Origin of the sequence: Collinsella sp. CLA-AP-H1 (assembly GCF_040092945.1) — a bacterium.
GTDB lineage: Bacteria > Actinomycetota > Coriobacteriia > Coriobacteriales > Coriobacteriaceae > Collinsella.
Genome location: NZ_JBBNKO010000003.1, coordinates 156,795 through 183,673 on the forward strand (window position 1 = coordinate 156,795; position 26,879 = coordinate 183,673).

General features: G+C 54.2%; 22 protein-coding genes. 16 read left to right on the forward strand and 6 right to left on the reverse strand.

Annotated features, from left to right (window positions below; all coding sequences use genetic code 11):
* Positions 1 to 3 precede the first annotated feature (3 nt).
* Both AAAV44_RS03070 and AAAV44_RS03075 read right to left on the reverse strand, forming a co-directional pair.
* Positions 4 to 1,350, reverse strand: a complete 1,347-nt coding sequence (locus AAAV44_RS03070; protein WP_349114494.1) for an FAD-dependent oxidoreductase — start codon at positions 1,348 to 1,350, stop codon at positions 4 to 6.
* A 1-nt stretch (position 1,351) separates the two neighbouring features.
* Entirely contained in the window at positions 1,352 to 2,806 is a 1,455-nt protein-coding gene (locus AAAV44_RS03075) for an NAD(P)/FAD-dependent oxidoreductase (RefSeq protein ID WP_349114496.1), read from the reverse strand.
* A 406-nt stretch (positions 2,807 to 3,212) separates the two neighbouring features.
* Here AAAV44_RS03075 and AAAV44_RS03080 point away from each other — a divergent pair, with 406 nt between their 5' ends.
* The 12 genes from AAAV44_RS03080 to AAAV44_RS03135 all read left to right on the forward strand — a co-directional run bounded on the left by AAAV44_RS03080 (position 3,213) and on the right by AAAV44_RS03135 (position 16,744).
* Positions 3,213 to 3,644 (forward strand): zinc ribbon domain-containing protein, encoded by a 432-nt coding sequence (locus AAAV44_RS03080; protein ID WP_055251579.1) that lies wholly within the window; start codon positions 3,213 to 3,215, stop codon positions 3,642 to 3,644.
* A 220-nt stretch (positions 3,645 to 3,864) separates the two neighbouring features.
* Positions 3,865 to 5,628, forward strand: a complete 1,764-nt coding sequence (gene thrS / locus AAAV44_RS03085) for a threonine--tRNA ligase (protein ID WP_349114497.1) — start codon at positions 3,865 to 3,867, stop codon at positions 5,626 to 5,628.
* A gap of 327 nt (positions 5,629 to 5,955) precedes the next feature.
* Positions 5,956 to 6,546 carry a hypothetical protein gene (locus AAAV44_RS03090; RefSeq protein ID WP_349114498.1) on the forward strand — a complete coding sequence of 197 codons (591 nt, stop codon included), beginning with the start codon at positions 5,956 to 5,958 and terminating at the stop codon, positions 6,544 to 6,546.
* 70 nt (positions 6,547 to 6,616) lie between these two features.
* A complete protein-coding gene (locus tag AAAV44_RS03095) occupies positions 6,617 to 7,330 on the forward strand; it encodes a sugar transferase (protein WP_349114499.1) in 714 nt (237 codons plus the stop codon).
* Complete coding sequence (locus AAAV44_RS03100; RefSeq protein WP_349114500.1) at positions 7,331 to 8,164, forward strand: glycosyltransferase; 834 nt, start codon at positions 7,331 to 7,333, stop codon at positions 8,162 to 8,164. It abuts the gene before it with no gap.
* A 4-nt stretch (positions 8,165 to 8,168) separates the two neighbouring features.
* Positions 8,169 to 9,161, forward strand: coding sequence for a glycosyltransferase family 2 protein (locus AAAV44_RS03105; RefSeq protein ID WP_349114502.1), 993 nt, complete (start codon positions 8,169 to 8,171; stop codon positions 9,159 to 9,161).
* Between the two features lie 194 nt (positions 9,162 to 9,355).
* Entirely contained in the window at positions 9,356 to 10,471 is a 1,116-nt protein-coding gene (locus AAAV44_RS03110) for an EpsG family protein (RefSeq protein WP_349114503.1), read from the forward strand.
* The gene (locus AAAV44_RS03115) at positions 10,464 to 11,459 is read left to right on the forward strand and encodes a glycosyltransferase family 2 protein (RefSeq protein WP_349114505.1); all 996 of its coding nucleotides are present in this window, start codon (positions 10,464 to 10,466) and stop codon (positions 11,457 to 11,459) included. Before AAAV44_RS03110 ends, AAAV44_RS03115 begins: the two co-directional genes overlap by 8 nt.
* Before the next feature lie 399 nt (positions 11,460 to 11,858).
* Entirely contained in the window at positions 11,859 to 13,022 is a 1,164-nt protein-coding gene (locus AAAV44_RS03120; protein ID WP_349114507.1) for a glycosyltransferase, read from the forward strand.
* Positions 13,023 to 13,025: 3 nt separating this feature from the next.
* Complete coding sequence (locus tag AAAV44_RS03125; protein ID WP_349114509.1) at positions 13,026 to 14,102, forward strand: polysaccharide pyruvyl transferase family protein; 1,077 nt, start codon at positions 13,026 to 13,028, stop codon at positions 14,100 to 14,102.
* Positions 14,102 to 15,505, forward strand: a complete 1,404-nt coding sequence (locus AAAV44_RS03130; RefSeq protein ID WP_349114510.1) for an oligosaccharide flippase family protein — start codon at positions 14,102 to 14,104, stop codon at positions 15,503 to 15,505. Before AAAV44_RS03125 ends, AAAV44_RS03130 begins: the two co-directional genes overlap by 1 nt.
* 12 nt (positions 15,506 to 15,517) lie before the next feature.
* Entirely contained in the window at positions 15,518 to 16,744 is a 1,227-nt protein-coding gene (locus AAAV44_RS03135; protein ID WP_349114512.1) for a Coenzyme F420 hydrogenase/dehydrogenase, beta subunit C-terminal domain, read from the forward strand.
* 11 nt (positions 16,745 to 16,755) lie between these two features.
* On the opposite strand, the gene AAAV44_RS03140 is transcribed toward AAAV44_RS03135, so the two are convergent.
* Together AAAV44_RS03140 and AAAV44_RS03145 are read right to left on the reverse strand one after the other, a co-directional pair.
* Positions 16,756 to 19,008 (reverse strand): transglutaminase domain-containing protein, encoded by a 2,253-nt coding sequence (locus AAAV44_RS03140; protein WP_349114513.1) that lies wholly within the window; start codon positions 19,006 to 19,008, stop codon positions 16,756 to 16,758.
* Positions 19,009 to 19,188: 180 nt separating this feature from the next.
* Entirely contained in the window at positions 19,189 to 19,860 is a 672-nt protein-coding gene (locus AAAV44_RS03145) for a hypothetical protein (RefSeq protein ID WP_349114514.1), read from the reverse strand.
* A gap of 869 nt (positions 19,861 to 20,729) precedes the next feature.
* Here AAAV44_RS03145 and AAAV44_RS03150 point away from each other — a divergent pair.
* Positions 20,730 to 21,614, forward strand: a complete 885-nt coding sequence (locus tag AAAV44_RS03150; RefSeq protein ID WP_349114515.1) for a DUF4238 domain-containing protein — start codon at positions 20,730 to 20,732, stop codon at positions 21,612 to 21,614.
* 102 nt (positions 21,615 to 21,716) lie between these two features.
* Here the strand turns inward: AAAV44_RS03150 and AAAV44_RS03155 are convergent, their stop codons facing one another.
* A complete protein-coding gene (locus tag AAAV44_RS03155) occupies positions 21,717 to 22,385 on the reverse strand; it encodes a hypothetical protein (RefSeq protein WP_349114516.1) in 669 nt (222 codons plus the stop codon).
* Positions 22,386 to 22,728: 343 nt separating this feature from the next.
* On the opposite strand from AAAV44_RS03155, the gene AAAV44_RS03160 reads away from it, so the two are divergent.
* From AAAV44_RS03160 to AAAV44_RS03170, 3 genes are all read left to right on the forward strand, one after another.
* Positions 22,729 to 23,070, forward strand: a complete 342-nt coding sequence (locus AAAV44_RS03160) for a GDP-mannose 4,6-dehydratase (protein WP_349114518.1) — start codon at positions 22,729 to 22,731, stop codon at positions 23,068 to 23,070.
* A 65-nt stretch (positions 23,071 to 23,135) separates the two neighbouring features.
* A complete protein-coding gene (locus AAAV44_RS03165) occupies positions 23,136 to 23,639 on the forward strand; it encodes a sugar nucleotide-binding protein (RefSeq protein WP_349114520.1) in 504 nt (167 codons plus the stop codon).
* Between the two features lie 132 nt (positions 23,640 to 23,771).
* A complete protein-coding gene (locus tag AAAV44_RS03170; RefSeq protein WP_349114522.1) occupies positions 23,772 to 24,815 on the forward strand; it encodes an AbiH family protein in 1,044 nt (347 codons plus the stop codon).
* A gap of 144 nt (positions 24,816 to 24,959) precedes the next feature.
* Here the strand turns inward: AAAV44_RS03170 and AAAV44_RS03175 are convergent, their stop codons facing one another.
* Positions 24,960 to 26,324: a transglutaminase domain-containing protein gene (locus tag AAAV44_RS03175; protein WP_349114523.1), complete on the reverse strand. Its 1,365-nt coding sequence runs from the start codon at positions 26,322 to 26,324 to the stop codon at positions 24,960 to 24,962.
* Positions 26,325 to 26,879: the final 555 nt, after the last annotated feature.

The window sequence follows — 26,879 nt, forward strand, 5'->3', positions numbered from 1 at the left end:
GCTTTACGCCTCCTCAACGGGGTCGACGGACAGAACAATCTCGCTGACACCAAGGTCGAGCGCTTGTTTGATGGCCTTTGCCGGCAGCGGGAAGCTTTCCATAACGCTCGGCTTAAACGCGCGGGCCTTGCCGACGAACAGCTCCTCGCCGTCGGCCAAGATCCTCACGCAGGCGGCATTGACTGGCCGGCGCACGCGGAAGTTGAGCTTGGTGAGCGCTGCGGCCGTAATGCGTCCCGGCAGCGCGTAGCCCGCGATGCCGGCAGGGGAGACCGTGAGCTCGCAGTCCGGAACGGCGCTCGCGCCGGCCCCCATCGCGTACGCCGCTGCAGTTGCGCCAGCCCTCTCGGACTCGGTCGTCACGTTGTCGGCCAGGTCGTGCACGTGTAGTACGTTGCCGCAGGCAAAGATGCCCGGCACGCCCGTCTGCAAACTCTGGTCCACCACGGCGCCGCGCGTGTGTGGGTCAAGCTCAACGCCTGCGGCAACCGAAAGCTCGTTCTCGGGAATCAGGCCCACCGAAAGCAGCAGCGTGTCGCACGGAACAATGCGCTCGGTCCCCGGAATGGGCGCCAGGCGCTCGTCGACCTGGCTCACCTCGACGGCTTCCACGCGGTCGTGCCCGATCACGCGCGTGACCGTGGTAGACAGATGCAGCGGAATGTCAAAGTCGTTCAGGCAGTTCTTCACATTGCGGCGCAGGCCGTTGGCGTATGGCATGATCTCGTACACGCCCTCGACCGAAATCCCCTCGAGCGTGCAGCGGCGTGCCATGATAAGCCCGATGTCGCCGGAACCTAAAATGACGGCGCGCGAGCCGGGTTTGAGGTTCTCGATATTGATGTATCGTTGCGCCAGGCCGGCCGTAAACACGCCGGCGGGACGTCTGCCGGGGATCTTGATCTCGCTGCGGGTGCGCTCGCGGCAACCCATGGCAAGGACGACCGCGCGCCCGGTGAGCTGCAGTATGCCGGCAGGGCTCATAAGCGTGACGGTATGGACTGCGGTGTCTTCCGTAGGCTCGCCTGAATCAATCCCAAGCACCATACTGTTCAGGAACAGCGCAATGTCGGTTGCGTGCACCTGGTCGATAAAGCGCTGCGCGTACTCGGGACCGGTGAGCTCCTGCTTAAAGTGAGACAGGCCAAAGCCGGGGTGGATGCACTGGCGGAGGATGCCGCCCAGGTGCTGCTCGCGCTCCACGATGGCCACGCGTGCGCCTGCCTTATGCGCGGCCAGCGCGGCCGCCATGCCGGCAGGTCCGCCGCCGATAACGACCACGTCGAAGGTTTGCGTTTGTACGGCTTCCACGACGCCGCAATCAATCGCACTCGATTTGAATTCCGCCATCCTAGCGCACCCCCTTCAAAGGGCCCTCTACCAGCCAGGAGCCGGCGTCCTCCAGTAATACCTCGCCGGGATCGCAGCCCAACTCGCGCGCCAGGATCGCCACCACACGGCTCTGGCAAAAGCCGCTTTGGCACCGACCCATGCCGGCACGACAGCGGCGCTTGACGCCCTCGACCGAAACCGCGCCCGGCTGGCGCCGAATCGCTGCCACGATCTCGGCCTCGGGCACCGTCTCGCAGCGGCAGACAATCTGTCCCCACGCGGGATCGGACTCGATCAGCTCCTCCTTGCGCGCCAGCGATGCGCGGTCAAAATCGTCCGGCGCGCGGCGAATTGGGTTCCAGTCCGTTTGCTCGTGCATCTCCACGCCCGACTCACGCATCACAAGCTCCATGCGCTCGGCAATGGCCGGCGCGCTTGCCACACCCGGCGACTGAATGCCCGACGCCTGGAAAAGCCCCGGCACCACGGCCGACTGTCCAATAAAGAAGTCGTTCGTTCTCTGAATGACCGGACGCCCGCCGGCAAATGCGCGCACCACGCGGCGCGTATCCAGATCGGGCACCAGCTTGCGCGCGCCGGTCAGCAGCGCATTCACATCGCTCGCATAGGTCTGCGTATCGCCCGGCTCGCGCACGGCGGCCGTGGCGGTGATCACGGTGTTGCCATGCACGGTGCCCGTCACGATAACGCCCTTCGACACCGGAGTCGGCACGGGGTAGAGCGGCATGAGCGTGCGCGGTTCCTTGTCTAGCACCACGATGTTGCCCTGACGCCAGACCATCTGGAACTCCTCGGCGCCCGCCATATGCGAGATGTCGGCGGCGCCGTTGCCCGCGGCGTTGATCAGGTAGCGGCAGCGCACGTTGCCAGTGGAGGTCGCCAGCGTAAAGCGCGCGTCGTCGCCCGAGCCCGCGATCTCAATCGCTTCCACCGGCGCGGACCGCATAAACGTCACCCCGTTGGCCACGGCGTTCTCCAGCGCGGCGATGGCAACCTCAAACGGGTCGACAAACCCAGTCGAGGGGCACCACAACGCGCACGTTGCATCGGCACTGGCGCGCGGCTCAAGTTCATGGATGCGGTCGGGGCCAACGATTGACAGCTCGGGTACGCCGTTGGCCAGGCCGTTGCACCGCAGCTGCTCCAGATGCGCGCGGTCCTCGTCGTTAAAGCCCAACACCATCGACCCGGTGCGGCAGAACAGAAAGCCCAGTTCCTGTGCCCACGTACCGTACAACTCGCAGCCACGGGCGTTGACCTGCGCCTTAACCGTGCCCGGTGCCGGATCGTAACCGGCGTGCACCAGGCCGCCGTTGGCCTTCGACGCGCCCAGCGCAATATCGTTAGCCGCCTCGACCACGCAAATGGACAGGTCAAACCGCGCGAGCTGCCGTGCGATGGCGCATCCTGTGATGCCCGCGCCGACAATCGCGATATCAAACGTTTCTGTCACGGTGCCTCCAAGACAAGTTGACAGGATGTCAATAAGACTATCCTACGGTCTGCACACCCCCAATGCGGCGGCAATGCGGCGAACAGCCCCGCAACACCCGCCAACGGCAGACGAGGGGAGACCCGGCAACGTCGACAACCTCGTCTGCCGACAACTACGGCAACCGTTCGTCTCGACCTGTAACAGTTCGACGAGGATTTTGTTTCCAGATGTTACAGATCGAGACGTTTGCCAGGCGGCCCCTCCGTTTGTCTCGATCTGTAACATCTAGACCCGGATTCCGCCTCCACCTGTTACAGATTGAGATGTTTGTGTCCGCATCAGCCCCGCCCCTAGCCGTGGTCCCATATAAACAAACCCCGTGGTAAACTTGACCAGACTGTTAATATTCCGAAAGGTACCCGTAATGTCCAAGTACATCTCCGAGCTCATGTCGCCGCAGCTTATGGGCGTCGTCTATGCCTTCGTCGGCTTTATCATCGCCCTGTATGTGCTGTCGGTCGTCTATGTGTTCATCGACGCTCGCCGCCGCGGCGCCAGCGCCTACGTGGCATGGGGCATCATCGCCCTCATCCCGTTTGTAGGCCTCATTGCCTACCTGGTCCTGCGCCCGCACTCCTACGCGTCCGACCGCGAAGAGCAGGAGCTGGACATGGCTCTGCGCGAGCGCCAGCTTGCCCAGTATGGCACCTGCCCGCAGTGCGGCGCGCCCATCGAGAAGGACTTCGTTGTCTGCCCCGTGTGCGACACCCAGGTTCGCAACGTCTGCCCCAGTTGCCATCGCCCGCTCGATGCGCACTGGAAGGTCTGCCCCTACTGCCGAACTCGCATCCAGTAACGCATCCGTCGCCGGGCCGGCCGCAAGCTACGGGCACACCGCAAGCCACACACGCAACCCGCCCCACACGATGAAGCATGCGTAGAAAATCGCCCGCCGTGCCATTAAGGTGCGGCGGGCGCTTGTATACCAAGGCAACCTGCCTATAATGATGCAAGTCAAAAACGCCGAGCGCATCGCACGCACTTGCATCAGGCATCCGAGAGGAGAAAACATACCCATGAAGGCACTCTACAATGACGGTTCGGTGGCCGAGCTCCCGCAGGACGAGGTTACGCACGTCATCCGCCACTCCGCCGCGCACATCATGGCGCAGGCCATCAAGCGCCTGTACCCCGAGGCCGACTTTGCCTACGGCCCCGCGACCGACAACGGCTTCTACTACGACGTCGACCTGCCCGAGGGCGTCAAGATCAGCGAGGACGACTTCCCCGCGATCGAGGCCGAGATGAAGAAGATCGTCAAGGAGAACCTCAAGTTCTCCGTGTACGAGAAGCCCCGCGCCGAGGCCATCGCCCTTATGGAGGAGCGCGGCGAGAAGTACAAGGTCGAGCACATCGGCGACCTGGACGACGACGCCCGCATTACCTTCTACCAGCAGGGCGACTACATCGACATGTGCGTCGGCCCCCACATCTGCTACACCAAGGCCCTCAAGGCCTTTAAGCTCACCGGCGTCTCGGGCGCCTACTGGAAGGGCGACAAGGACAACAAGATGCTCACCCGCATCAACGGCGTTGCCTTTGCCACCAAGGAAGAGCTCGACGAGCACATGCACATGCTGGAGGAGGCCAAGAAGCGCGACCACCGCAAGATTGGCCGCGAGATGGACCTCTTTATGATGCGCGACGAGGCCCCCGGTTTCCCGTTCTTCCTGCCTAACGGCATGATCCTTAAGAACACGCTACTGGACTACTGGCGCGAGATCCACCACAAGGCCGGCTACGTGGAGATCTCCACGCCGCTTATCATGAACAAGCAGCTGTGGAAGACCTCGGGCCACTGGGACCACTACAAGGACAACATGTACTCCACCGTCATCGACGACGAGGAGTACTGCATTAAGCCCATGAACTGCCCGGGCGGCGTGCTGGTGTACGCCTCCAAGCCGCACTCTTACCGCGAGCTGCCCATCCGCGCCGGCGAGATTGGCCTGGTGCACCGTCACGAGCTGCGCGGCGCCCTGCATGGCCTGTTCCGCGTGCGCTGCTTTAACCAGGACGACGCACACCTGTTTGTGCGTCCCGACCAGCTGACCGACGAGATCGTGGGCGTGGTCAACCTCATCGACTCTGTGTACCAGAAGTTTGGCTTTAAGTACCACGTTGAGCTTTCCACCCGCCCCGAGGACTCCATGGGTTCGGACGAGGACTGGGCACGCGCCGAGGAGGGCCTGCGCACTGCCCTGGAGCAGCTGGGCATGGACTACGAGGTCAACGAGGGAGACGGTGCCTTCTACGGCCCCAAGATCGACTTCCACCTGGAGGACTCGCTCGGTCGTACCTGGCAGTGCGGCACCGTCCAGCTCGACTTCCAGATGCCGCTCAACTTTGACCTGGAGTACGTGGACGCCGACGGCACCAAGAAGCGCCCCATCATGCTGCACCGCGTATGCTTTGGCTCCATCGAGCGCTTTATCGGTATTCTGATTGAGCACTTTGCAGGCAAGTTCCCCACCTGGCTGGCCCCCGTGCAGGTCAAGGCGCTTCCTGTCTCCGAGAAGAGCCGCGACTACGCTCACGAGGTGTGCGCCAAGCTGGAGGAGGCCGGCATTCGCGTGGTCTGCGACGACCGCGACGAGAAGATCGGCTACAAGATCCGCGAGGCCCGCAGCATCGACCGCGTGCCCTACATGCTCATCCTGGGCGAGAAGGAGGTCGAGGCCGGCAATATCTCCGTCCGCGACCGCTCCAACGAGACCGTTCAGATGAGCGTTGACGAGTTTGTTTCTAAGGTGACCGAGGAGATCAAGACTCGCGTCTAAGGCGAGCTTCACAACAATTAAAAAAGGCGACCGTCCACAAAGGGCGGTCGCCTTTTTTCATGTCCAAATAAGAAAAGCCGCTGGTTGAGCGGCTTTTTTTGTTGCACAAAAAGGTACAGGTTTTTATAGAGGGGTATGGAGATGCACCTAATGGCAGTAAAATTTGCGTAATCTGGGCAAACGCTGATTAATTGCGCGTATAATATCGTATCCCGAAAGATACAAAAACCTGTACTTTTGCGACTGCGCCTACCTGCGAGCGAGAAGCCTTTTCTAAACGCCCCTGCATTTGCGTGCATCGCAAAGCCAAAAAGAGGGGGCGAGAACATGGAACAGACGGCACGGCGCCAAGAGCAGCTGCCGGGCGCATTTAACGGCGTCACCACCAACAGCCAGCACGGCCGCGTCCGCTGGTATCTGGTCCACACCCCCCATGGAAAAGAGCGCGAGACCTGCGAAAAGGTCCGCCGCATTATCCCGCACAATCTTATGCAGGACGCTTTTGTGATGCAAAAGGAGTTCTGGTTTAAGCGGGACGGCGCATGGTCGCTCCAAACCAAACCTATGTATAAGGAATTTTTCTTCGTCGCCACGCACGATGCCGCCGCGCTCGATAGGGCTTTGGCTCAGCTGAGCTTTGGCTGTCGCATCGCCGGCAGTAGGGAGCGGGCGTACATGCCCATGCCGGATGATGCGCAGGATTGGTACCGCAGCGTGCTGGACGACGACGGTGTGGTGCGCAATAGCGTTGCGCGCATAGTAGACGGCGTGCTGCACATAGAGCAGGGCCCTTTGGTGGGGCAAGAGGCCCGTGTAAAGAAGATTGACCGTCATAAGCGCTGGTGCCTGGTAGACGTGGGCGAGGGCGACTCCACATTTAGGGAGCTGCTGCCGCTCGACGTTCCCAGCAAAACGTAAGGGAGACGTTGCACCGGCTGTTTGGATTCATAGCATTTTGTTTTATGGGGGGGTTCCTGGGGACAGGAACGTGAGTTTTATTGTGGCTGCTAAAGAAGTAACAGAGAGTTGTGCATCAACGGTTGGTGCGCTGGCTTTCAATCAGATAAGGCCGAGCGGTACGCTTGGGTATCGCATCGTCAAGAGGCTGTTTGACCTTGTGTTTAGTCTTTTGATGAGTGTTCTTCTATTGATTCCTATTGCTGTGGTTTGCGCGCTTATTTGCCTTGAATCGCCCGGCAGCCCTATGTACACCCAGGATCGCGTTGGCAAGGGCGGAAAGACAATCAAGATTTTTAAGCTTCGCAGTATGGTCGCTGATGCAAACGACGTGCGTAAGTACCTGAGCCCTGAGCAGCTACATCAGTGGGAAGTCGAGCGCAAGGTCGACGATGATCCTCGCATTACCAGGGTTGGTCAGTTTATTCGTAAGTGCTCCATTGACGAGGTGCCGCAGTTCCTCAATGTGCTGAATGGCGACCTCTCCGTTATTGGACCGCGTCCCATTACAAGGGATGAGCTTGAGCAGCACTTTTCCGACGAGGAAAAGGCTGAGCTTCTCTCTGTCCAGCCTGGCATTACTGGTCTGTGGCAGGCAACCGATCGTAACGAGGCAACCTTCGAGAGCGGCCTGCGTCAGAAGATTGAGCTTCGCTATGTCCAAAACCGTTGTTTTGCTATGGATTGGAAGTGCTTTACTGGTACCTTCGGGGCCATGTTTGGTAAGAAGAGAACGGGACGATAGATGCCGACAAACCTTACTTCTTCCTACAGTGTGTTGATGAGCATTTACAAAAAAGAAAATCCTACCTATTTAGTTCAAGCTTTAGACAGTATGTTGAACCAAACGGTCTCTCCTGCCGAGATTGTCATGGTCAAGGATGGTCCCCTCACGCAAGAGCTTGAAGACGTGCTCCAAGATTATGACTCCCTTTATCCCGGACTGTTCAATTTTGTTTCGTATGACAAAAACCATGGGCTTGGCTACGCGTTGCGACAAGGCTTGGTTGCTTGCTCTAACGAAATTGTTGCTCGTATGGACACTGATGATATTGCTCGTCCGGATCGCATGGAGAAACAGCTTGCCGCTATTGATAGCGGGCTCGATATGGTCGGAAGCGATGTTATCGAATTCGTCACGTCTCCCAATGAACCTGTTGCGGCTACTGACCTTCCCAAGGGCATCGATGCTATACGTTCTTATTCCAAAAGGCGAAATCCCTTTCGTCACCCTCCCATGACGTTTAGAAAGTCGAAAGTTATGGAGGCTGGTAACTACAGTTCCGACTTTCTCTACTTTGAGGATTGGGACCTTTTTAACAGGATGCTCGCATGTGGCTGCAAGGCGGATAACCTGAAGGAACCGCTTGTTGCGATGCGCGTTAGTGAGGATTTCTATGCTCGCAGGGGCGGCTCGCAGTATCTTAAGTACGCTAAAGCATTTAAGCGGGCTCAAGTTGAGCGTGGCTATTTCACAAAACGTGATTATTTCTGTTCTTATTTGCCGCATGCCGCCGTCTGTCTGATGCCAAATTCCGTTAGAGCATTGATATATCGTTATTTTCTCAGGAGGTCCTAGAAATATGGCTTCTGATATTGATAAGCCTCTGGTTAGTGTCATTGTTCCCATGTACAACGTGGGTATGTTTGCGCTTCCTTGCGTAAACTCATTGCTTGGTCAGACTTATTCGAATATCGAATATATTATCGTAGATGATGGATGTACTGATAATACTATCGATCTTATTGAAGATGCCGTTGGGTCAGACACGCGATTTAAGATTTTGCATAAGGAGAACGGTGGTCTTTCTTCTGCGCGTAACTTTGGTACTCAAAGGTGCCACGGTGATTATGTCATGTATGTTGATGGGGACGATTTGATCGATTCGCGAACTGTTGAGTTGATGGTCGAAGCGGCTGACAAGTATCAAGTTCCGCTCGTTATCGGCTCCTTTGCGAAGACGCCTGTCCTTGATAACTATAAGATAGATCAGAATGTAGAATTCCATGTTGAATCTGGAATTGATCATTTTCGAAAACTTCTATTATTAAGCGGTGAGAGTGGCTCTGCTTGCGGAAAGCTCTTTGAACGATCTCTTATTAGCGACCTTGTCTTTCCTGAGGGGCAGCTCTTCGAAGACATGGGCGTAATTGCTAACATTTGTTCCAAAATTCAAAAGGTTGCATTCTCTGATGCGTGCTTCTATGCATACGTGACGAGACCTGGTTCCATTACGACGCTCAAGAACCAGGGTTCCAAGCATGCTAAAGACATGGACAGGGCTATTGAGACAGTTCGACAATTTGCCGAGCCTGAATTTCAGGGCGAGTTTGAGTGCTTCCAGTCATTCTGTACGCTCCGCGTTGCAATGAGGGTTGATCCGGACGGATTTGATGATAAGGCTGAAGCCCAGAATTATTTGAGGAATGCTCGAGGGCTTGCTTGGAGGGCATCGAAGAACCCATATGCTTGTTCAATATGGAGACTGCGTTGTGCTCTCTTTTCTATCTCTCCTAGGGTTCATAACGCTTTCTATGCGTTATATGCTGCAATTTCTGGTAAGGCGATCGGGTAACTCCTATAATTAAAGGTTAATAAGATGAGTTTATCAACTGGCGCGCATTTGTTTAACGTTACTGAATGCCACGGCGGGTTTTTGTATAACATCTATTTTCAAGATGGTTTTAACTGTTATGTTGGTGTTTTCGACACGGTTTCGACCGGAGGAAAATCAACAGTTTACAAACGATATACAAAGCAGGTGTAGAGATGCCAATCTACTTCATTGCCTTTGTGTCCCATATTGCATTGCTATATTTTTCGGTAAAGATAACTAATAAGCGCGTCAGTTTTCTTCTTGCGGTTATTTCGGTTCTCCCCCTTTGCTTGGTGGCGGGGCTGCGCGATGCATCTGTCGGTACCGATACCTCGGCATATCCCCTCAGGTGTTTTTACGCCTCGCAGTATTATTCGCTCACAGGTGCTATGGGTGCTTGCTCAGATCAAGAGCCGCTATTCGTGATTCTCTTCTGGATTCTGGGGAGACTGACTGGTGATTTCCACGCTGTTCTTTTTCTTTCTGAAGCCATCGTTCTCCTTCCCTATATTTTAGTTGTTAGGAAGTTGTACCCTCGCGGATATCCTATCTTAGGTTTCTTTCTTTGTTTCGTTGTGTTTGGTTATACGTTAAACATAATTAGGCAATGTATTGCTACTAGCATGCTCGTCATGATGGTCTATGAGCTGTTCCGCGAGAAACGCGGCCCCGCTATTGTTTATTTGGTTCTTGCAGTTGGCTTTCACAAGATGTCTATCATGGGACTTTTTATTTGGATTATTTATATTTCATGCTTCAACCGCGGGCGCGAACGTTCGTACAAGACCGTTGCACTTCTTGCATGCGTTGGCGTTATCATTTTTACTATTTGCGTGATTATGATTGGCCCGGATGTAATGGAGCTCGTATCTCTATTTACGCCGTCATATAGCTTTCAGATCAAACACGCTGGAATGGGCTCATTTAATACCACAATGCTTATTTATTTTCTATTTTGCCTTGCTATATGGATGTTAGGTAGTAAGGGTTTGAACACGAGCTTCGATCGATGGACGCTTAATTTCTATACGAGCAGCGGCATAATTTCTTCCCTATTCGCTCAACTTGCGAGCATCAGTCCTGAGCTAATTCGACTCAGTTTCCCTTTTCTTTTCATTTCAGGTTTTGTTTACCCCTTTTTGTCTGAAAACCTTGGCAGAGAGCGGTTTCTAACTGGGGCTCTGGGTGTTTTATTTTTCGTGTTTTATTTTGTCATTACGTTTGTATATGGCGGCAGTTGCGATCTTTTTCCGTATTCGTCGGCACTATTAGGAGTTATTTATGACTGACGAAACGCCTGACATCAGTATTGTTGTTCCGGTATATAACACCGAGCGTTTTCTCCCCGCTTGTCTGGAATCTATTGATATTCAAGGAACCGGCTCTTTTGAGGTGATTCTTGTGGATGATGGTTCCACCGATGGGTCTCCTGAGATCTGCGATGCTTATTGCGACAAGCGCGAGAGAGCTTTCGTTATTCACAAGGACAACGAAGGTCTTCTCGCTGCACGACGAGACGGTCTTCGCGTGGCAAGTGGGCGTTATATTCTTTCGCTCGACTCCGATGACGCACTTCTTGAAGGTTGCATTAAAAAGGTATGCGATGTAATTGCCTCGACTGGTGCTGATATCATTTCATTTGATTTCACTATGGGATTGATGCCTATAAAACCCTCGTTAAAAGTTGATATCTGTTCTGGTATGCATACGGGTGAATCATTTAATGCTGTTAAAAGCCTGTTGTGCGGATGCGATTTCAATAGTGTTTGGAATAAGGTCATTCGGAGAGATTTATTTGCCAGTGACGAGTGGTACTCCAAACGAGTTGGCCTTATGCACGGTGAGGATCTTTGCCAACTTCTTCCTGTTTTCGATATCGCAAAGAGTTTATTTCACATTGACGAACCGCTTTACTACTATCGTCAGCATGACGCTAATAGTACGAAGCAGTTTAAAGAAGACCAGATATCTGATTGGAGCTTTGTAAGCGACGAATTGATTCGCTATGCGAGTGAATGGTCGAGCGATTCAGTCAAAAATGCCAATAGGGGTATCTGTCGACACTATTGTGATCTTGATGAAGTTCTTTGGCATTGTGAAGTGGATAAAGAGGTGAAAAAACAATTTGATAGAACAATTAAAAGCGAGTATCGGAGGCGAATCAGCAATTGTCCGGACTATGTTCATAGTCTTGTATTGTCAAATTGCAGTATCGTTTCTTTTGCTGTTCGGCACATACTGAGCAGCTTCAAGTGCCTCCGTCGTCTCTTTCTATAATGCAGGTCATTATTGCTTTTTACTAATATCTTTAGATGGAGCATTATTATTCTTGACCGAGCCTGTCCTTAGCTTTCGACTAAGTGGCGAGCATTTACGATTGAACCGACATAGAGGACTTGGTTCTGTCGTGCGGTGTATTCATTCCTAGGGCTTTAGTTATTTCGGTTGATGCTTAGAAGCTGGTCTTCGCACTTTTTTCAAAGAAGATCTCCAGCATCCTCATGTTCTGGGTGAGGCCATAGGCGCTTACGTTTGTGATTTATTGTTTGTAGCCTATTCCTCTATGGGGTGCTGTCTGCGATTGGTCTTGTTGATTGCATGATAGGGCATCATGATTAAAATGTCCGAATCGATGGAAGCGCATCTTTATTCGACTTTGAAGATGGGAGGAGTCAATTGTTGCAGATTCTTAATTCAATTAAGAAAGCTATAAAACTTTTACTTTCCAGCCCTATTTATGATGGTTTACTCAGGTTAAGTCGTCGTTCCGATGCTATAACCTATGCGTCTAAGGCGAAGCTGAGTATAGTTTCCCTGAGACCGTCCAATATGTTCATGCGGATTGTTTTTAAGGAAAGTGTATCTTACGACATTTCTATTATTGTACCTGTGTATAACGTTGAGAAATACCTCAAAGCCTGCCTAGACTCCATTGTGACTCAGGAGTTTTCTGGCAAGTTTGAGGTTATTATTGTCGATGATGGGTCTAAAGACGATTCTGGTGCTATAGCCGATTCGTATGGGCTAATGCCCAATGTTCTTGTAATTCACCAGGTAAACGGCGGCCTTTCCGCAGCGCGCAATGCGGGTCTCAGTGTTTCTCGCGGTAAGTGCATCATGTTCGTGGATTCTGATGACATGATCGGGCCAGGGTATCTTGAGGCTATGTGGAGCAGGCTCGTTCAAACATCTGCGGATTTCGTTACATCGACTTTTAGATATATGTCTGATGATGGTTTGGTTGGCGAGATAGAGAACGATAGAGCTAGTTGGATGGTGCCGTGGGGCAGACTATATCGTCGTGAAGTCTGGAATCGACTAGGTTTTCCCGTAGGCGCATGGTATGAAGATCTGATTCATCCGTTATGGATTGATTCTATCTTCAAGGATGAGCCTTGTTATGATTTGAGCGGCTATTATTACCGAATCCGTCCTGGATCCATTATGCAGTCTACCCCTACTAATGTTAAGGGCCTTGATTCGTATTGGGTTCTCGATGAATTGATTTCTTATCGTTCGGAGCTTGGAATTTCTTACTCTCAGGAAGACTTCGATCGTATTCTTCCTCTGTTCGGGCCGCTTTTGCTTGGGAGAACCGTTGCCTTGGACAACAGCGCGCGTAAAACAATGTTTGCTTGTTGTTGCGACACGTTTAATTCAATTGATGATTTTAAGACGAAGAAGACATCGTTAAACGGCAGATGGAGGGATATCGAGAGATCTCTTCGTTCTTCGGATTATAACCGTTATCTTCTCGCTTCTCTTGCCCTTGCGGCGCAGGGGGTTTCTGGGCTTAGTGTTTCAGATGCAATTAATATTTGGGTGAACAGGAACAGATAAATAATGAAAATCGGAACGATTACTTTTCACGGCGCATTGAACTTCGGGTCTGCGCTTCAGTCTCATGCGCTTCAAGTGGTTTTGGAAAATATGGGACATGAAGTGCAAATTATCGACTACCGTTCTCATGATTATGAACAGTATAAGCTGCTTCAGCTCCGACATCCAAAGGCAACGCTGCGAACATTGCGCTGTTTAAATAGGTATTTGTCAAGAAAGACTGCATTCGAGGATTTTTCAAATAAATATTTCGGCATGACGAAGAAGTCTTATCACTGGCAAAATGAAGAGGAGATGTGCGAGCTTGCAGATCAGTTTGATTGCTTTATTTGTGGTAGCGATCAAATTTGGAATCTCGATTGCACACAAGGTGTTGTTGGTCCCTATTTCCTTTCATTTGCTGGAGACAGACGTCGAGTCGCTTACGCTCCCAGTCTTGCGCACACTTTCTTTAGACCTGAGAATTTTGATGAACAGCTTGTATCCGAGTTGCTCTCAAGGTTTGATTTCCTGTCTGTTCGCGAGGAGGAGACGGTTCCGTTATTCCAGCCCCTTGTCGATGCGCCCATAGATGTTGTCTTAGATCCCACACTTTTGTTGGAGTCTGAAGACTACGCAGATATGGCATCTAAAGATGTTTTGCAGGGTGAATATATATTTATTTATCTACTACGCGAGTGCCCCGAACTTATTGAGAGCACCGTCGCGATGACGGAAGAGACGGGTATGAAGGTTGCTTACATATCTGAAAAAAACCTAGATATCCCAAATTCAATTAACTTGTTTGGTGTTGGCCCTGAGGAGTTCGTTTCGCTTATTGCGCACGCTGGCCTCGTTCTTACCAATTCCTTTCATGCAACTGTATTCTCGATTCTCTTTCATAAGCCCTTCCGCGTGTATGCAACAGATAAGTCTGGTGCGCGTATGCGCGACTTGTTAGGCAATATCGGGTTGTCTGCTCGTTGTGTCGACGTTATGTGTGCCGACGATGTTGCCCCTTGTGACTGGGGTGCCGTGGATTCTCTCCTTGATTCTCTGCGTGAGCATTCATGGGTCTATCTTAGAAAGGCGCTTTCGTAATGGGAGAGGCAAGTCGACTCATCAAAAATACCGGCATTATTGCAGTGGGTGGAATGGCAACCAAACTCGTCTCGTTTCTTCTACTGCCGCTCTATACATCGGTTCTCTCCACTGGCGATTATGGTACCGTCGACTACATCAACACTATCGCCCTGTTTTGCGTTCCTGCTGTCTCCCTACTTATGGATGAAGCGCTGTTTCGGTTCCTCATCGACTGTCGCACCGATGGGGAACGGTCTATGGCCGTGACCGCGTCTTGCGCTGTTCTCCTTGCTGGCTGCGCGTGCTTTGCGGTCTTGGCGATTCTGGTCTGGTTGCTATTTAGGCCAGATAATCTTGGCTGGGTCGTGGGCCTTGTTATCGCTGGCGCGCTTCTGCAGATGGCTTCTGCGGTCCTACGTGGTTTCGGGGATACCGTGGGTTACTCCGTCATGAATTTCACTGCGAGCGCTCTTACTATCGTGCTAAACGTTCTGTTTATCGCTGTTCTGCATTGGGGCGTTGTGGGCATGCTTTCCGCCACGGTTGTTGCGCAGGGCGGTGTTGCCCTCGTGTTCATGGTCATGAGGAAGCTCTGGCGCTATATCGATCCGTCGGCTTTTTCCATTTCCTATGCTCGAGACCTCCTGCGGTATTCCTTTCCGCTCATTCCCAACAAGGTTTCCTGGACTATTAACAACCTGCTAGACAGGCTGATTATCATGAATACGCTCGGTGCTTCTGCCGCCGGCGTGTACGCCGTCTCCTACAAGTTCCCCGGTGTCATGGACCAGGTGTATGGCTTTTTCTATCAATCTTGGAAGGAGAGCTCGGCGCGCGCCCTCAACTCCGATGAGGACGAGTCGACTTTCTTTAACTCTGTGTATCGTGCGCTAAGGCGTTTCATGATGAGTGTCGTTCTGCTTATGTCTGCACTTATGCCCCTCGTGTACGGCATCCTGATCAAGGGTTCATTCGGTGAGGGCCTGCTGTATGTGCCAATATTGCTCCTGGCGACGTACTTCAGCAACATCTCCGGCTTTTACGGTGGCATCTTTACCGCACATAAGGAGACCGGAATTATGGGTACTACCACTGCGGTGTCTGCAGTCCTTTGCGCCGTTCTGTGTGTTGTGTTGATTCCGCACTTCGGTCTATATGGTGCATCTGTTGCAACGCTCTTGGCGATGATCGTGGTTAATGAGTACCGCAGAATTAAGGTCGCTAAGTTTACGAAGCTTGTCGAAGACCGGGTTGAGCAGGTTTTGACTTTGGTTTCAATTGTCGGCGTGTTCGTTTTTTATTATCTGTCCGCCTACGGTGCGGGCATCTGGGGCGCTATCGCCTGCCTGGCAATTGCGCTGGTTTTTTCTGTTTACATGAATGCCGATATCCTGCGCAAGCTCATTTCGGCTCGCAAATAGGGGGATAACTGCATGTCTACCGTGAAAAGGGGCGAAGTTCCCACACTGTTTGAGTCGCCGTCGCATTGCTGCGGATGCGGGGCGTGTGCCGCCGGCTGCCCGAAAGGCGCCATTACCATGTCCGAGGGCAAGGACGGGTTTGTTCTTCCTGTAATTAACAGCGATCTCTGTATCGGTTGCGGCGCGTGCACGAGGGCGTGTGGCCTCAACCGGGGGATAGGCTCTAATTCCGCTGGACCGTTCTTTGCCGCTGCCGGTAGAGATGATGTCTCGGAGTCCGCTTCTGGTGGAGTTTTCGGTGCCGTTGCGCGTGAGTACATTTCCTCTGGTGGGGTTGCATACGGCGCCGCCTATGAGCGCGAGGGGAACTCGCTTCGAGTGCTGCATCGTCGTGCGGCGAGCGTTGATGAGCTTCTCCCACTGCTCAACTCAAAATATGTGCAGAGCGATGCTGGAGTTTGCTTTGCCGATGTTAAGGCGGATCTTCGTGAGGGCAGGCAGGTCCTGTTCTGCGGTACGCCTTGCCAAGTCGCCGGTCTTAGGGGCTTCCTCGGACGCGATTATGGGAACCTGACGACCGTTGACCTGGTCTGCCATGGTGTTCCTTCCGGCCGTATGTTTGCGGACTGCGTTGAGGACTATGGCAAGCAGCTTGGGTCTCCCGTGGTTGATTTTCGGTTTAGGTGTAAGCGTGAGGGGTGGGAATATTCTCTCCTCCTCCTTCTTCTGCTTGAGGACGGAAGAGAGGTCACCATTCCTGCGGCGAAATCCCCCTACTACGACATGTTCTTGAACCTTAAGACGCTTCGCGACAGCTGCTATAGGTGCCCCTATGCTGGGAGGTTCCGCGCTGGTGATCTTACTATCGGTGATTTCTGGGGCGTTGAGGTAAATAGGCCTGACGTTCTTAAGAATCCTGATAAGTTCAATCAGATGAAGGGCGTCTCCTGCCTGCTGGTGAATAACGAACGCGGAAGGGAATTCATTGAGTCCACTAATGCTCTGGACTTGTACGCTGTCGAATTTGACGACATCGCCAAGGGCAACGATCAGCTCCGTCACCCTAGCGCTCTCCCAAAAGACAGACAGCTCTATATTGACGCATTTGTCGAAGGTGGTTGGCATTCCGTTGAGTGTATGTATAAAAGGCGAGAGCGTGGAATAATTTTCTATACCAAGAAATTAGTAAGAAGGCTTCTCCCTGAATCATGTCGGGAGGTTGTCAAAATGTATTTATAGGATCTTGCAGGCTAGATAAGGACCCACGCCTGGGCGGGCCCCCCGTTGGGCTCGTAGAGCCATACCGTGTTGCCCTCCGAGGTACGCTGCCCCCGGTCGTCCAGCGCCAGCCCGGAGGCGGACGTGAACGAGTGGCGGCCTCCGCCCAGGGCCGAGACGCGCCACAGCTGCGAGGCGGAGCCGTCCGCCTCGGCCAGCACCGCCCGGTTGCCCGACTCGGTCAGCAGGAGGCCGCCCGAGGAGATCCTGTAGAGGCCCGTCGCCCCGTCGCGCTCGAGGTGGAGGGCGCCCGCGTCCGAGGACAGCGAGCAGCCCGACGCGGAGGCCGACACGGCCATCCGGTCGTCGAGGGCGGTCGCGAGGCGGTAGGGGCCGTCGTCGACCGTGCGGGGGATCGCGGGGTCCGCGAGCAGCCACGCCTGGGCGGGCCCCCCGTTGGGCTCGTAGAGCCATACCGTGTTGCCCTCCGAGGTACGCTGCCCCCGGTCGTCCAGCGCCAGCCCGGAGGCGGACGTGAACGAGTGGCGGCCTCCGCCCAGGGCCGAGACGCGCCACAGCTGCGAGGCGGAGCCGTCCGCCTCGGCCAGCACCGCCCGGTTGCCCGACTCGGTCAGCAGGAGGCCGCCCGAGGAGATCCTGTAGAGGCCCGTCGCCCCGTCGCGCTCGAGGTGGAGGGCGCCCGCGTCCGAGGACAGCGAGCAGCCCGACGCGGAGGCCGACACGGCCATCCGGTCGTCGAGGGCGGTCGCGAGGCGGTAGGGGCCGTCGTCAAACACCCTTCCCAATGCTGTTGTTTTGTATTCAGCATTCAGGTCGTACTTAGCGCTCCATTTGTTGTTTGATTCTTTTGAGACGTTAGATTTCGCCGTTAGTTCAACTTTGGCGCTACCAGTCTTCCATTCCTTCACACTTATCGCATACGCAACAATTCCGTTCTGAATCCCCGAGATGCTCGGCGGGAAGGACTGGTTGTCGGCATCGATGGAAAAGCTCTCTTCCTTGGCATCCAGGTGCTGCTGAATTCGGTCGGCATACTTTTCTGCCCATTCACCAGCCTTGCCGTTTCGCACAAAGTAATTGTTGGACAGGTCGGTCGAGCGGTAGGCGTAGCCGTCCTTCTGGTAGTTTGCCGTGTGGTCGGAGTGAGCGATTGCCATGAGCTCGTCGGTCAGGCCAAAGTACAGATGGCGCTGGTCCAGGTCTCCGTACCAGTTGTCGCTGGTGTCGTCCCAGGTTAGGTCCATCTGGCACCATTTGCCGTCGATTTTTACGGCGTTCCAGGTGTGGCCGTTGCCGGTGATGCGGCCGTTGGCGATGCCCGCGGCGTCAAGGAGCTTGGAGTAGATGCGCTGGTAGCTCTCGCAGGTGCCCTGGTGGCGCGTGAGGCCGCTTTCGGCCGAGCACCAGTTGAGGCTGTGGTCGTACTCCAGCTGGTCGAGCGTCCAGTCGTGGAGCCACAGCGCCATGTCGTATTCCGAGCCGTTTGTCTCCTGCCTGCACAGGTCCACGGCGTTATTGACGATCTGCGTGACGCTCGGGCGGGCGGCATCGTTTACGGTTACCTCCGCCGTGGTGCGCAGGTAGTAGATCCCCTTGTCGTTTTGGGGGTCGTTTCTGTCGTTGTCCATAAAGTAGAAGTAGATGCGATATGTGCCCGACGCAGTGAAGTCAAAGATAAAGTCGTGGCCCGTGGTGCCCAGGCTGTAGTAGCTGGACCATGCCGGGCGCGACGGGTCGCAGACGCTTTCCTGGCTGCCGCCGTCCCAATAGGTGGGCACGTCCATGCGCGCCTTGGCCTGGGACGAGCCGTTGGCCTGGTTTACGTGGAAGGTCGTCGCGGTGCCCGCGGGGGCGTCGTTCCACGAGACGGTGAAGGTGACGCCGTTTTGGGTTGCCATGGCGGAGTGGGCGTAGCCGGTTTGTGACGTGGCGTAGATCGCCTCGGGCGTGGGAGTGGTTTGGGCTCGGAGGGATGGGGCGGTGGTGCCGGGCGTGGCGGCGTCTGCGGTGTTGGCGTCCGCGGGGTCGGTCTGGCTGGTGCCGGTAGATGTTGCGGTGCTGTCCTCTGCGGAATCTGCTGTCGCATTTGTGTTGGTGCCGTCTTCTGCCTTGCCTGTGCCGCTGCTCGTGGCGTCGGCTTGCGCCTGCTGATCGGCTGATGACCGAGGCTGCATGGCTTCCGCGATGGTTGCCGTGGGCATCGTCGCGCTGACCATGGACGTGCACGCGATCGCGCACAGCAGGTAATAAAGGGGTCGTTTCATAGCGGAGCCTCTCGGTGAGCAGCCAATAGGGTCCGAAGGCAGCTCCAGGCCAGCACTCCGCACATATTTTGTTGGGGATTATTTTACGGGAACACCAGTCAACATCAGCGAACTTTATGGGGAAGGTTGGGGTGGGGGATGGTTGGTTGCTCGGTGACGTTGTGGATCGCGTTGGGTTGACTATGCCTGATGCGGCAAATCCAGCATGAGGCCGTCTCGCGCTTCTTCGAGGTTCGACACCGATACCTTCCAGGAAAAGTCTGCGAGGCTACTGCCCAGGTCCAGCTCTGCATGGTCGTACTTTTCGATTTTGCAGCCTGGGTGATTCTCGTCTGGTAAAAGGCGACATTCGACTGGTCGGGACCCGATGATTCGATACTCCTTCTGATATGCATACTTGGGCGTTTTGATAACGAGATTATGCGGGATGACCTCAAAGATCTCGCGGATCAGTTTTGGCCCAGGGACGCCGTAGGAGATGGGACCGTGGGCGTAGATGCTTCCGTCTTCGGCAATGTGTCTGTCGGCGAGGCGCGCGAAGCTGGCGTACTGCACAATGCCGTTCCACCCGTCCGCGCATCCGAACTCCTGGATCATGCGTATCGGGATTTTCACGGTGTTGTCGACGATATCGTTCTCGCGGACCGTGTACATGCAGTAGATAGGCAGGCAAGTATATCTGTAGAGGCACGCCCCGGGAGCCATGGAAGCTTCGAGCGGATCGCCCTGTTCGCCAGGCAGGCCATGGTAGTAGCCGGCTGCGTTCATGTAGAGGTGCCCGTTCAGCAGGTCTTCGATGTACGCCACTTTGGGTGCGAACTTGAGTAGATATGCGATGCCGTCGTTGGGCATGGCGTGTCCTTTCTTGGGTAGTGATATCTCGGACCGCCTAGTGCGGCCAGGTTCTTTGCTACCAAGGTAAGGGCTCCTAGCGGGATCCTTGTGCGGGAGTGGTGCGGGTCGCTGGTGTTGCTCGGGGGTTGTGATCGCTCTCGGCGCCGGGGGGGGTGCATGTCTGTGGAGCGTTCCGGGGGTTGTTTCCGGGCAGGGGAGTGTCGGCTGCCGTCAGTTAATAACGAATTTGGGGCGAGCTCACAATTGAGGCTGTCCTGCGCAACCTCAGCGGGGCCACGTTCCTCAGACGCGTGCTGGAAGTGGTGCCGTGTGATTGGGCCTCGCTGTAGTGCCAACCGTTGCGGGCATTGATGCGGGATTTCTGTCAAAGAGATTCTTATTCGTTCTGGTTTGCCTGATGTATGAGGCTCAAGTGGTCCAGGTATTCGTGTCGTGTTTTGTGGGTATGACCGAATTAGCTGAAACAAAGGCCGAACCGTCCTCATCTAGACTCCGAGCCTCGGTTTTCAAGGGCCGACCCCGGATGATGTGGCGTCTCTGCGAGTTGGCGTATCCGGTCGTTTTTGACAAAAGCCAATATGATTTGCCAAGGAACGGATTGCCAATCAGGTTCTTAGTTGGGGGCGTAGCGTCCCCTGATCGCATAGATGAAGTAAATTGGAAACTGGCAATAGCCGAAGGTGACCGTGCTGCTCACCAAGGATGTTCCCAGCGGGTTGCCTTTAATTGCATATTGCGGCGCGTTGCCATATTCGGCCTGTCGGCATAACGGTTGCCGGGTTTTGGGCTATTGTTTTCCATGATTTTACGTTGACCTTCTTCCTGGTGTTTCGGCAGGGGTAAGGACGCTTTGTGGAGGCGATTATATGTCTGATGTTAAGAAACAGCACTACGTGCCGCGTTTTTATCTGAAGTCGTTTACTAATCAAGATGGCTTTCTTTATGCGGTGAAGCGTGAGCCAAGTGGTTTGGGTCGCATATTTCAAACTAAACCGGAAGGCATTTGTTTCGAGAAGTACCTTCATGAGGTAAAGAGACGGACCCCAATAGATGGGGAGCGATTTATTGAACAGGGGTCTGCTGAAAAGGCATTAAGCAAGATGGAGAATGACCTTGCGTACGATTACAGACTGCTTATAGAGCATTTGGATTCCGGCGTGTTTTCTGACACTGATGAGACCTGTGAGCTGCTCGAACGTCTTATACTTCTCATTTCGTTATTACTCGTAAGGACCCCAAAATATCTCAAGAGGGTAAGAAGTAATGCTGCATCCTACGCGGTTGAGTTGGAAGCAGAAGGATTCCTTACTGACGTTGATCGAAAAGAGATGGACGCCGAGGGTTTTGGCGAGGAGTTTGAATCGATTGTAGAGCTTGCTATTCAGGACGCTGCCTTGTTTAAGTTCTGTGAGGGAGCCCCGCTTCATTCGCTGGTTTCTTTGATGCTTAGAATGGATTGCGGCTTTTTCGTGGCGCCTGAGGGGTCAGAGTTTATAACCTCGTCGTTGCCCATCTTTCCTGAGTGGTCGGACATTCAGGAAAGCGATCCCTACAGCATCTACTTTCCGTTGAGCCCTCGATATGGAGTGGTCTTAAAGCAGAGATCAGAGAATGACCGCTTGGTGAGTATTTCCCACATTGATGGCTCCGCAGTCGATGTGTTCAATCGCGCGCTTATGCGCGGTAATGACTCCTGGGATTTCCTTATCGCGAGAGATTACGAGTGTTTGGAATCGCTTGTGGGGAAATGACGGGCTGCGCGGTCTTGACCGTGCAGCCCGTTTAATTGCATTGTGAATGGTTTTGCAAGCGCGGAGGTATAGGAGCTCTTATTTTATGCGGCCGTGCTTGCCTCAGCTCAACTCCGCGCGTATTACTTCCCGCCGCGCACTATCGGCAATGCGAAACTGCTCGCTACTTCCGAATTCAAGAGATTTGTATGTGGATGAATCGAAGTCGAACACGTAATTGTGTCCTGGAACCGAGACAGTGACGGAAGCGAAACGTCGCGGGCGATCACGGGATTGTTTTTCCATTTTGGAGAGGGCTTCTCGAAGCATTTCCTCGTCAGCAAGAATAGTAGATTTGACAAACAGCTCATTTCTTCTAAATAATTCATAATCGTTAGAGTTGAGTCTCTCCAGTTTTTTGTTAAAGGCTTCATAAACCAGCTCGAACGAATCGGTGCCCCTTGGACCAAACAGAATTCCGCTTTCATAATGCGCGCCGCACTGTTCGATCCGTTCGATTTGGCGTTTTCTCCAAGATTGGTCATCGATGAATGCGAGCCTCGAGTAAAGAGATTCAGCCTCTCTGCTTTCTCGTGATTGGGAATCTGTCACCTCGATGCCCAGAGAACGTGTCCTATCGATCAGATCTGGCTTGTCGCTGTAAGTCAGATTTCCATATTTGTTGCTATCGATAAACTGCAGAACGTGTCTTGCATAGCATTCCCAGATATCGATTTTGGTCCTATCTGGGAGTGGCTTGTCGTAATATACGCTATCGATGTGACTGTCCAAACCGCTCACCTCTGTTATTCGAATTCCTGGCTTTATGTTTTCCTTAATGAGGTTCTAGAGAATCTGTATCCATTCTTTCCGTTTCGCTGCGGATCTAATCGATTTGGCGAAGAGATATAACTCAGGGGTCAACTTGTTTGAGCTGCGTGATGCTTTCAATCGTGTCTTCAAGGTTATCGGGTCGAAGCTTGGGTTCGCATGTCGTAAATACACCGGCGCAAGCTGCGAATGTTTTTGGAATCTCTGATTCTTGGACGTAGGTTGCCTTTATTCAAACTGGCGTTTTGGCGCTACGCTTGCGCAAGCATTTTCAGCGCGGTAGTTTTTCGGTGTAGGAAGGTGATTGACCATCGCTGAAACGTTCAATCTCAAAAGCATCATCGTCACGGGCGGCTGCGGCTTCATCGGCGGCAACTTCCTGCACTACGTCGTGGACAACCACCCGGACGTCCACGTCACCGTCCTGGACAAGCTGACCTACGCCGGCAACCCCGAGAACTTCGCCGGGCTGCCCTCCGACCGCGTTGAGCTCGTCTTGGGCGACATCTGCGACGCCGAGCTGTTGGACCGCATCGTCCCGGGCCACGACGTCATCGTGCACTACGCCGCCGAGAGCCACAGCGACAACTCCATCGCCGACCCGGAGCCCTTCCTGCGCACGAACGTCGAGAACGAGTCCTGGTGACGCCCGGCCAAGGAGGCCACCGAGGCCAGGTACCGTGCACAGGGCAAGTAGGAGGGGACAGATCTATGGCAGACATCGCATTCGAGAAGGACCTCTCCGTGGCCGGGTGCCCGCGCCACTACATCATGCGCAGCTCTTGGGTCATCGGCGAGGGCCACAACTTCGTCAAGACCATGAACGGGCTGTCCGACAGCGTCGCCGACCCGGACGACATGCTGGACAAGATCACGGTCGTGGACGACCAGCTGGGCCGCCTGACCTTCACGCGCGACATGGCCGAGGCCGTCTTCCACGTGCTGGACACGCGCGCCCCCTATGGCATCTACAACTGCACCGGTTCGGGCGCCGTGAAGAGCTGGGCGGACATCGCCCGCGCCGTCTTCGAGGCCGCCAACGGCAACGGCGAGAAGGTCGTGCCGGTGTCGACCGCCGACTACTACGCGAACGCCGCGGGTCCCATCACGCCGCGCCCGGTCCACTCCGCGTTCGACCTGTCCAAGCTTGAGGCTGCCGGCTTCCACATGCCCGATTGGGAGAAGGAGCTGGGGGAGTACATGTCCATGCTTTAACATCCAGTTTTATTTTCAGAATGAACCGATGGTGCATGAAGGGCTCGCTGATGGTAGAGCCCTTCATGCGTTATATTGCATGGTGCACTGCGCTGTAAAACAAATTTCTGTTATTAAATTGGACGGTATTGAATGCTAAATCTTCTTTGGATCATTGGGAATGGATTTGATCGGAACCTTGGTCTCGCAACTGATTACCGTTCTTTTTTGAAGAATCGCTATTTTAAAGATGGCGTTCAGAACGAATATAGGGATGAGCTTGTAAAAAGAGTTGAGGGATTCAGCCCAGAACGAGCGTCTGAACTTTGGTGTGATTTGGAAAATCTTCTAGGTAGAGCATCGGCGTTTTATGAAGACGACGAAGAATTATTTCATCGGACATTTGAGAATATTCAAGATGAGTTTTTAGATTACGTATTTAGAGAGTCCAGCCGTATACCTGTCGAGCTTCCTCAGGAGGCAGTTCAGGAATTTCGAGCATCAATTAGCAGCTTCTATACGAGACTCACTGCTGTTGACGCATTAAAAGGGCTCCCCGCTTTGATGTCGACTTCTGAAGACGTGACTGTGCACGTTCTGGTTTTAAACTATACGAATACCGTCAATCGTTTTTGGGATGAGATTGGGAAAGACCAGCCCTTTGGTAAGTTGGTTGTCGGTACTTCGCCTAAGTTCTTTTATCAAGGCACGCTTCTTCATCTTCACGGAGAAATCAATGACGCGGGCACTGCTACCAATATTATATTTGGCGTTTCAGATTCTGATCAGATTACATCTTCCGTTTATTCCTCTAAGGTGGATTTTCAAGAGCTTTGGGTTAAAGAAAAAAAGAACTACGGACTTTATGGCAATACGAAAACCGCTGAGATGAGTGAACTGATAGCTAAAGCCGATAGCATTTGTATATATGGCTGCAGCTTGGGAGAAAGCGATGGTTACATTTGGCGACAAGTGGCTGACAGGTTGTCAGATTCGACATGCAGGCTTTATATTTTCGACTATGATTTACCCGATCGTTCTACGGTGGCTGCCAGGGCTTATCAGAAGCGACGTCGTGATTTGGTTCGACGTTTCTATGAGGTTGCTAATGTGGCTGCAGAAGACGAGAAATCGATATCAGATCGTTTTTTCCCTGTTGAGTCAACTAAGGTCTTTAATTTCAATTCACTTGTTTAATTGATTGGACCGCCTGTGTCTCGTATTGACGATTTCGGGTGGATGTTAGTTAAAGCTCTAGTGTTCGCACTTTGGTGATTCTAAACATAGGACTGTTCGGGCGTTCCAAACTGTAATGGTGCATTCGTTGGCGCATTCCAAAAACTATCTGCTTTGAAAGGCATCTAGGTGCTGCTGAATGCGATCGGCATACTTCTCGGCCCATTCATCGGCCTTTCCATTTCGCACAAAGTAATTGTTGGATAGGTCGGTCGAGCGGTAGGCGTAGTCGTCCATCTGGTAATTTGCCGTGTGATCGGAGTGGGCGATCCCCATGAGCTCGTCGGTCAGGCCAAAGTACAGATGACGCTGGTCCAGGTCTCCGTACCAGTTGTCGCTGGTGTCGTCCCAGGTTAGGTCCATCTGGCACCATTTGCCGTCGATCTTTACGGCGTTCCAGGTGTGGCCGTTGCCGGTGATGCGGCCGTTGGCGATGCCCGCGGCGTCAAGGAGCTTGGAGTAGATGCGCTGGTAGCTCTCGCAGGTGCCCTGGTGGCGCGTGAGGCCGCTTTCGGCCGAGCACCAGTTAAGGTCGTGGTCGTATTCCAGATGGTCAAGAGTCCAGTCGTGCAGCCACAGGGCGCGGGCGTAGTCGGACCCGTCGGTATCGGCGCTGCATTTGTCGACTGCGGACTTCACGATGGCGCTGACCGCCGGATAGGCGTCGTCGTTCGCGCTCGCAAACACGTTTGAGCGCAGATAGTACACGCCGGCCGCCTTATCCATCAGGTAAAAGCGCAGGTAATAGGTGCCGCTAGCGGTCATTTCGAACTGGTAGTCGTGCGATGTGCATTCGCCGGTGTATTGCTGCCACTGGTTACGGCTGGGGTCGGCAACGCTTTCGCTGCTACCGTCGGGATCCATATACGTCGGTGCGTCCATGCGGAATTGGTACGCACCGCTTCCGCCCGTCGCAGTCACATGGAACGTGGTCTCCTGGCCGAGCCTCGGGTCGTTCCATTGGACGGTGAGCGTGATGTCGCCGCTTTGCGCGGTGGTGCTGTGCTGGTAGTTCGCGGCCGCGTTCGCCGGTTTGATTTCAAATGGGATCGCGCAGGTGCCGCTGTAGTTCTGGTCGTCGGCGGTCACAACGGCGGTCGCCTGACCGATGGCTACGTTGTTCTCGTAGGCGACAGTGTACTGGTCGCTCGGCACGGTCGACGACGTGACGGTGGGCATCACGGGATTGCCCGTGTAGCGAATGTCGGTGTCCTCGATACTGAGCATGCTGGCGTCGATCGGCTGCGTTGCGTTGGCCGTTACATTGGTGCCGGAGGCGGCGCTGATTTGATCGTTTGCCCGGGCTTGGCCCGACGTGGTTTCGGCTGGGCTCTCGTTAGGTTTGCCGGCGCTTTGCGCGGCGGGTTCTGGCGCACTGGCGATTTCGGCAAGCGCGGGTGACGGGATAAAACCAACCGTCATTACGAGCGAGAGCGCGATGGAAAGGACGCAGGAGGCAGGCTTACGCATGACGGCCCCTTTTTCTGTAATCGGAACAGGTACGATTCTGCAAGCGTACCGGCATTTAATATGAGCAGGACATTGTCAAGAGGCAAAATCGGGCCTGGCCCCAACGATATGGGGTCAGGCCCTCTCCCTATATCAGCCCGTCCGCGGCGACCTCGGCGTGTCTTACCGACGCTCGTCTTTGCAGTTTAATATCCGCCCGCGGCGATCTCTCGCTGGGCAATCCGTTGCTACGGCTGAGGCTTCTACGTCGAACCGACAGTCTGTGCACGCGTGTGGCGCCCTGGGCGCTCGCAGAAAAGGGACCTGAGGTTCGCCTCAACGGCTTCGGATCGGACCGCTTCCGGGGTGACTGGCTTATGTGCGGGGGACCGCCCCCCTACGCCTCCTCGGCCATGAGGCCGACCGCCCATACCCAGCAGGCGAGCTCGCGCGCCGTGGCCACGTTCGCCTTGTTGCCGTGGACCCCGCGCGCGAGCAGCGCCTCCCGCCTCTCGACCAGCCTCCGCACGCCCTTGGCGGCATGCCTCCGGGCGCCCCGGTCCGGGGCCTGGCCCT

What these genes read in the sequence shown, in the direction of transcription:
- AAAV44_RS03115 (WP_349114505.1), top strand. Translation starts at nt 10,464, where the DNA reads ATGACTGACGAAACGCCTGACATCAGTATTGTTGTTCCGGTATATAAC.
- AAAV44_RS03145 (WP_349114514.1), bottom strand. Translation starts at nt 19,860, where the DNA reads ATGCCCAACGACGGCATCGCATATCTACTCAAGTTCGCACCCAAAGTG.
- AAAV44_RS03140 (WP_349114513.1), bottom strand. Translation starts at nt 19,008, where the DNA reads ATGAAACGACCCCTTTATTACCTGCTGTGCGCGATCGCGTGCACGTCC.
- AAAV44_RS03130 (WP_349114510.1), top strand. Translation starts at nt 14,102, where the DNA reads ATGGGAGAGGCAAGTCGACTCATCAAAAATACCGGCATTATTGCAGTG.
- AAAV44_RS03175 (WP_349114523.1), bottom strand. Translation starts at nt 26,324, where the DNA reads ATGCGTAAGCCTGCCTCCTGCGTCCTTTCCATCGCGCTCTCGCTCGTA.
- AAAV44_RS03125 (WP_349114509.1), top strand. Translation starts at nt 13,026, where the DNA reads ATGAAAATCGGAACGATTACTTTTCACGGCGCATTGAACTTCGGGTCT.
- AAAV44_RS03070 (WP_349114494.1), bottom strand. Translation starts at nt 1,350, where the DNA reads ATGGCGGAATTCAAATCGAGTGCGATTGATTGCGGCGTCGTGGAAGCC.
- AAAV44_RS03165 (WP_349114520.1), top strand. Translation starts at nt 23,136, where the DNA reads ATGGCAGACATCGCATTCGAGAAGGACCTCTCCGTGGCCGGGTGCCCG.
- AAAV44_RS03090 (WP_349114498.1), top strand. Translation starts at nt 5,956, where the DNA reads ATGGAACAGACGGCACGGCGCCAAGAGCAGCTGCCGGGCGCATTTAAC.
- AAAV44_RS03110 (WP_349114503.1), top strand. Translation starts at nt 9,356, where the DNA reads ATGCCAATCTACTTCATTGCCTTTGTGTCCCATATTGCATTGCTATAT.
- AAAV44_RS03135 (WP_349114512.1), top strand. Translation starts at nt 15,518, where the DNA reads ATGTCTACCGTGAAAAGGGGCGAAGTTCCCACACTGTTTGAGTCGCCG.
- AAAV44_RS03080 (WP_055251579.1), top strand. Translation starts at nt 3,213, where the DNA reads ATGTCCAAGTACATCTCCGAGCTCATGTCGCCGCAGCTTATGGGCGTC.
- AAAV44_RS03150 (WP_349114515.1), top strand. Translation starts at nt 20,730, where the DNA reads ATGTCTGATGTTAAGAAACAGCACTACGTGCCGCGTTTTTATCTGAAG.
- AAAV44_RS03105 (WP_349114502.1), top strand. Translation starts at nt 8,169, where the DNA reads ATGGCTTCTGATATTGATAAGCCTCTGGTTAGTGTCATTGTTCCCATG.
- thrS (WP_349114497.1), top strand. Translation starts at nt 3,865, where the DNA reads ATGAAGGCACTCTACAATGACGGTTCGGTGGCCGAGCTCCCGCAGGAC.
- AAAV44_RS03100 (WP_349114500.1), top strand. Translation starts at nt 7,331, where the DNA reads ATGCCGACAAACCTTACTTCTTCCTACAGTGTGTTGATGAGCATTTAC.
- AAAV44_RS03170 (WP_349114522.1), top strand. Translation starts at nt 23,772, where the DNA reads ATGCTAAATCTTCTTTGGATCATTGGGAATGGATTTGATCGGAACCTT.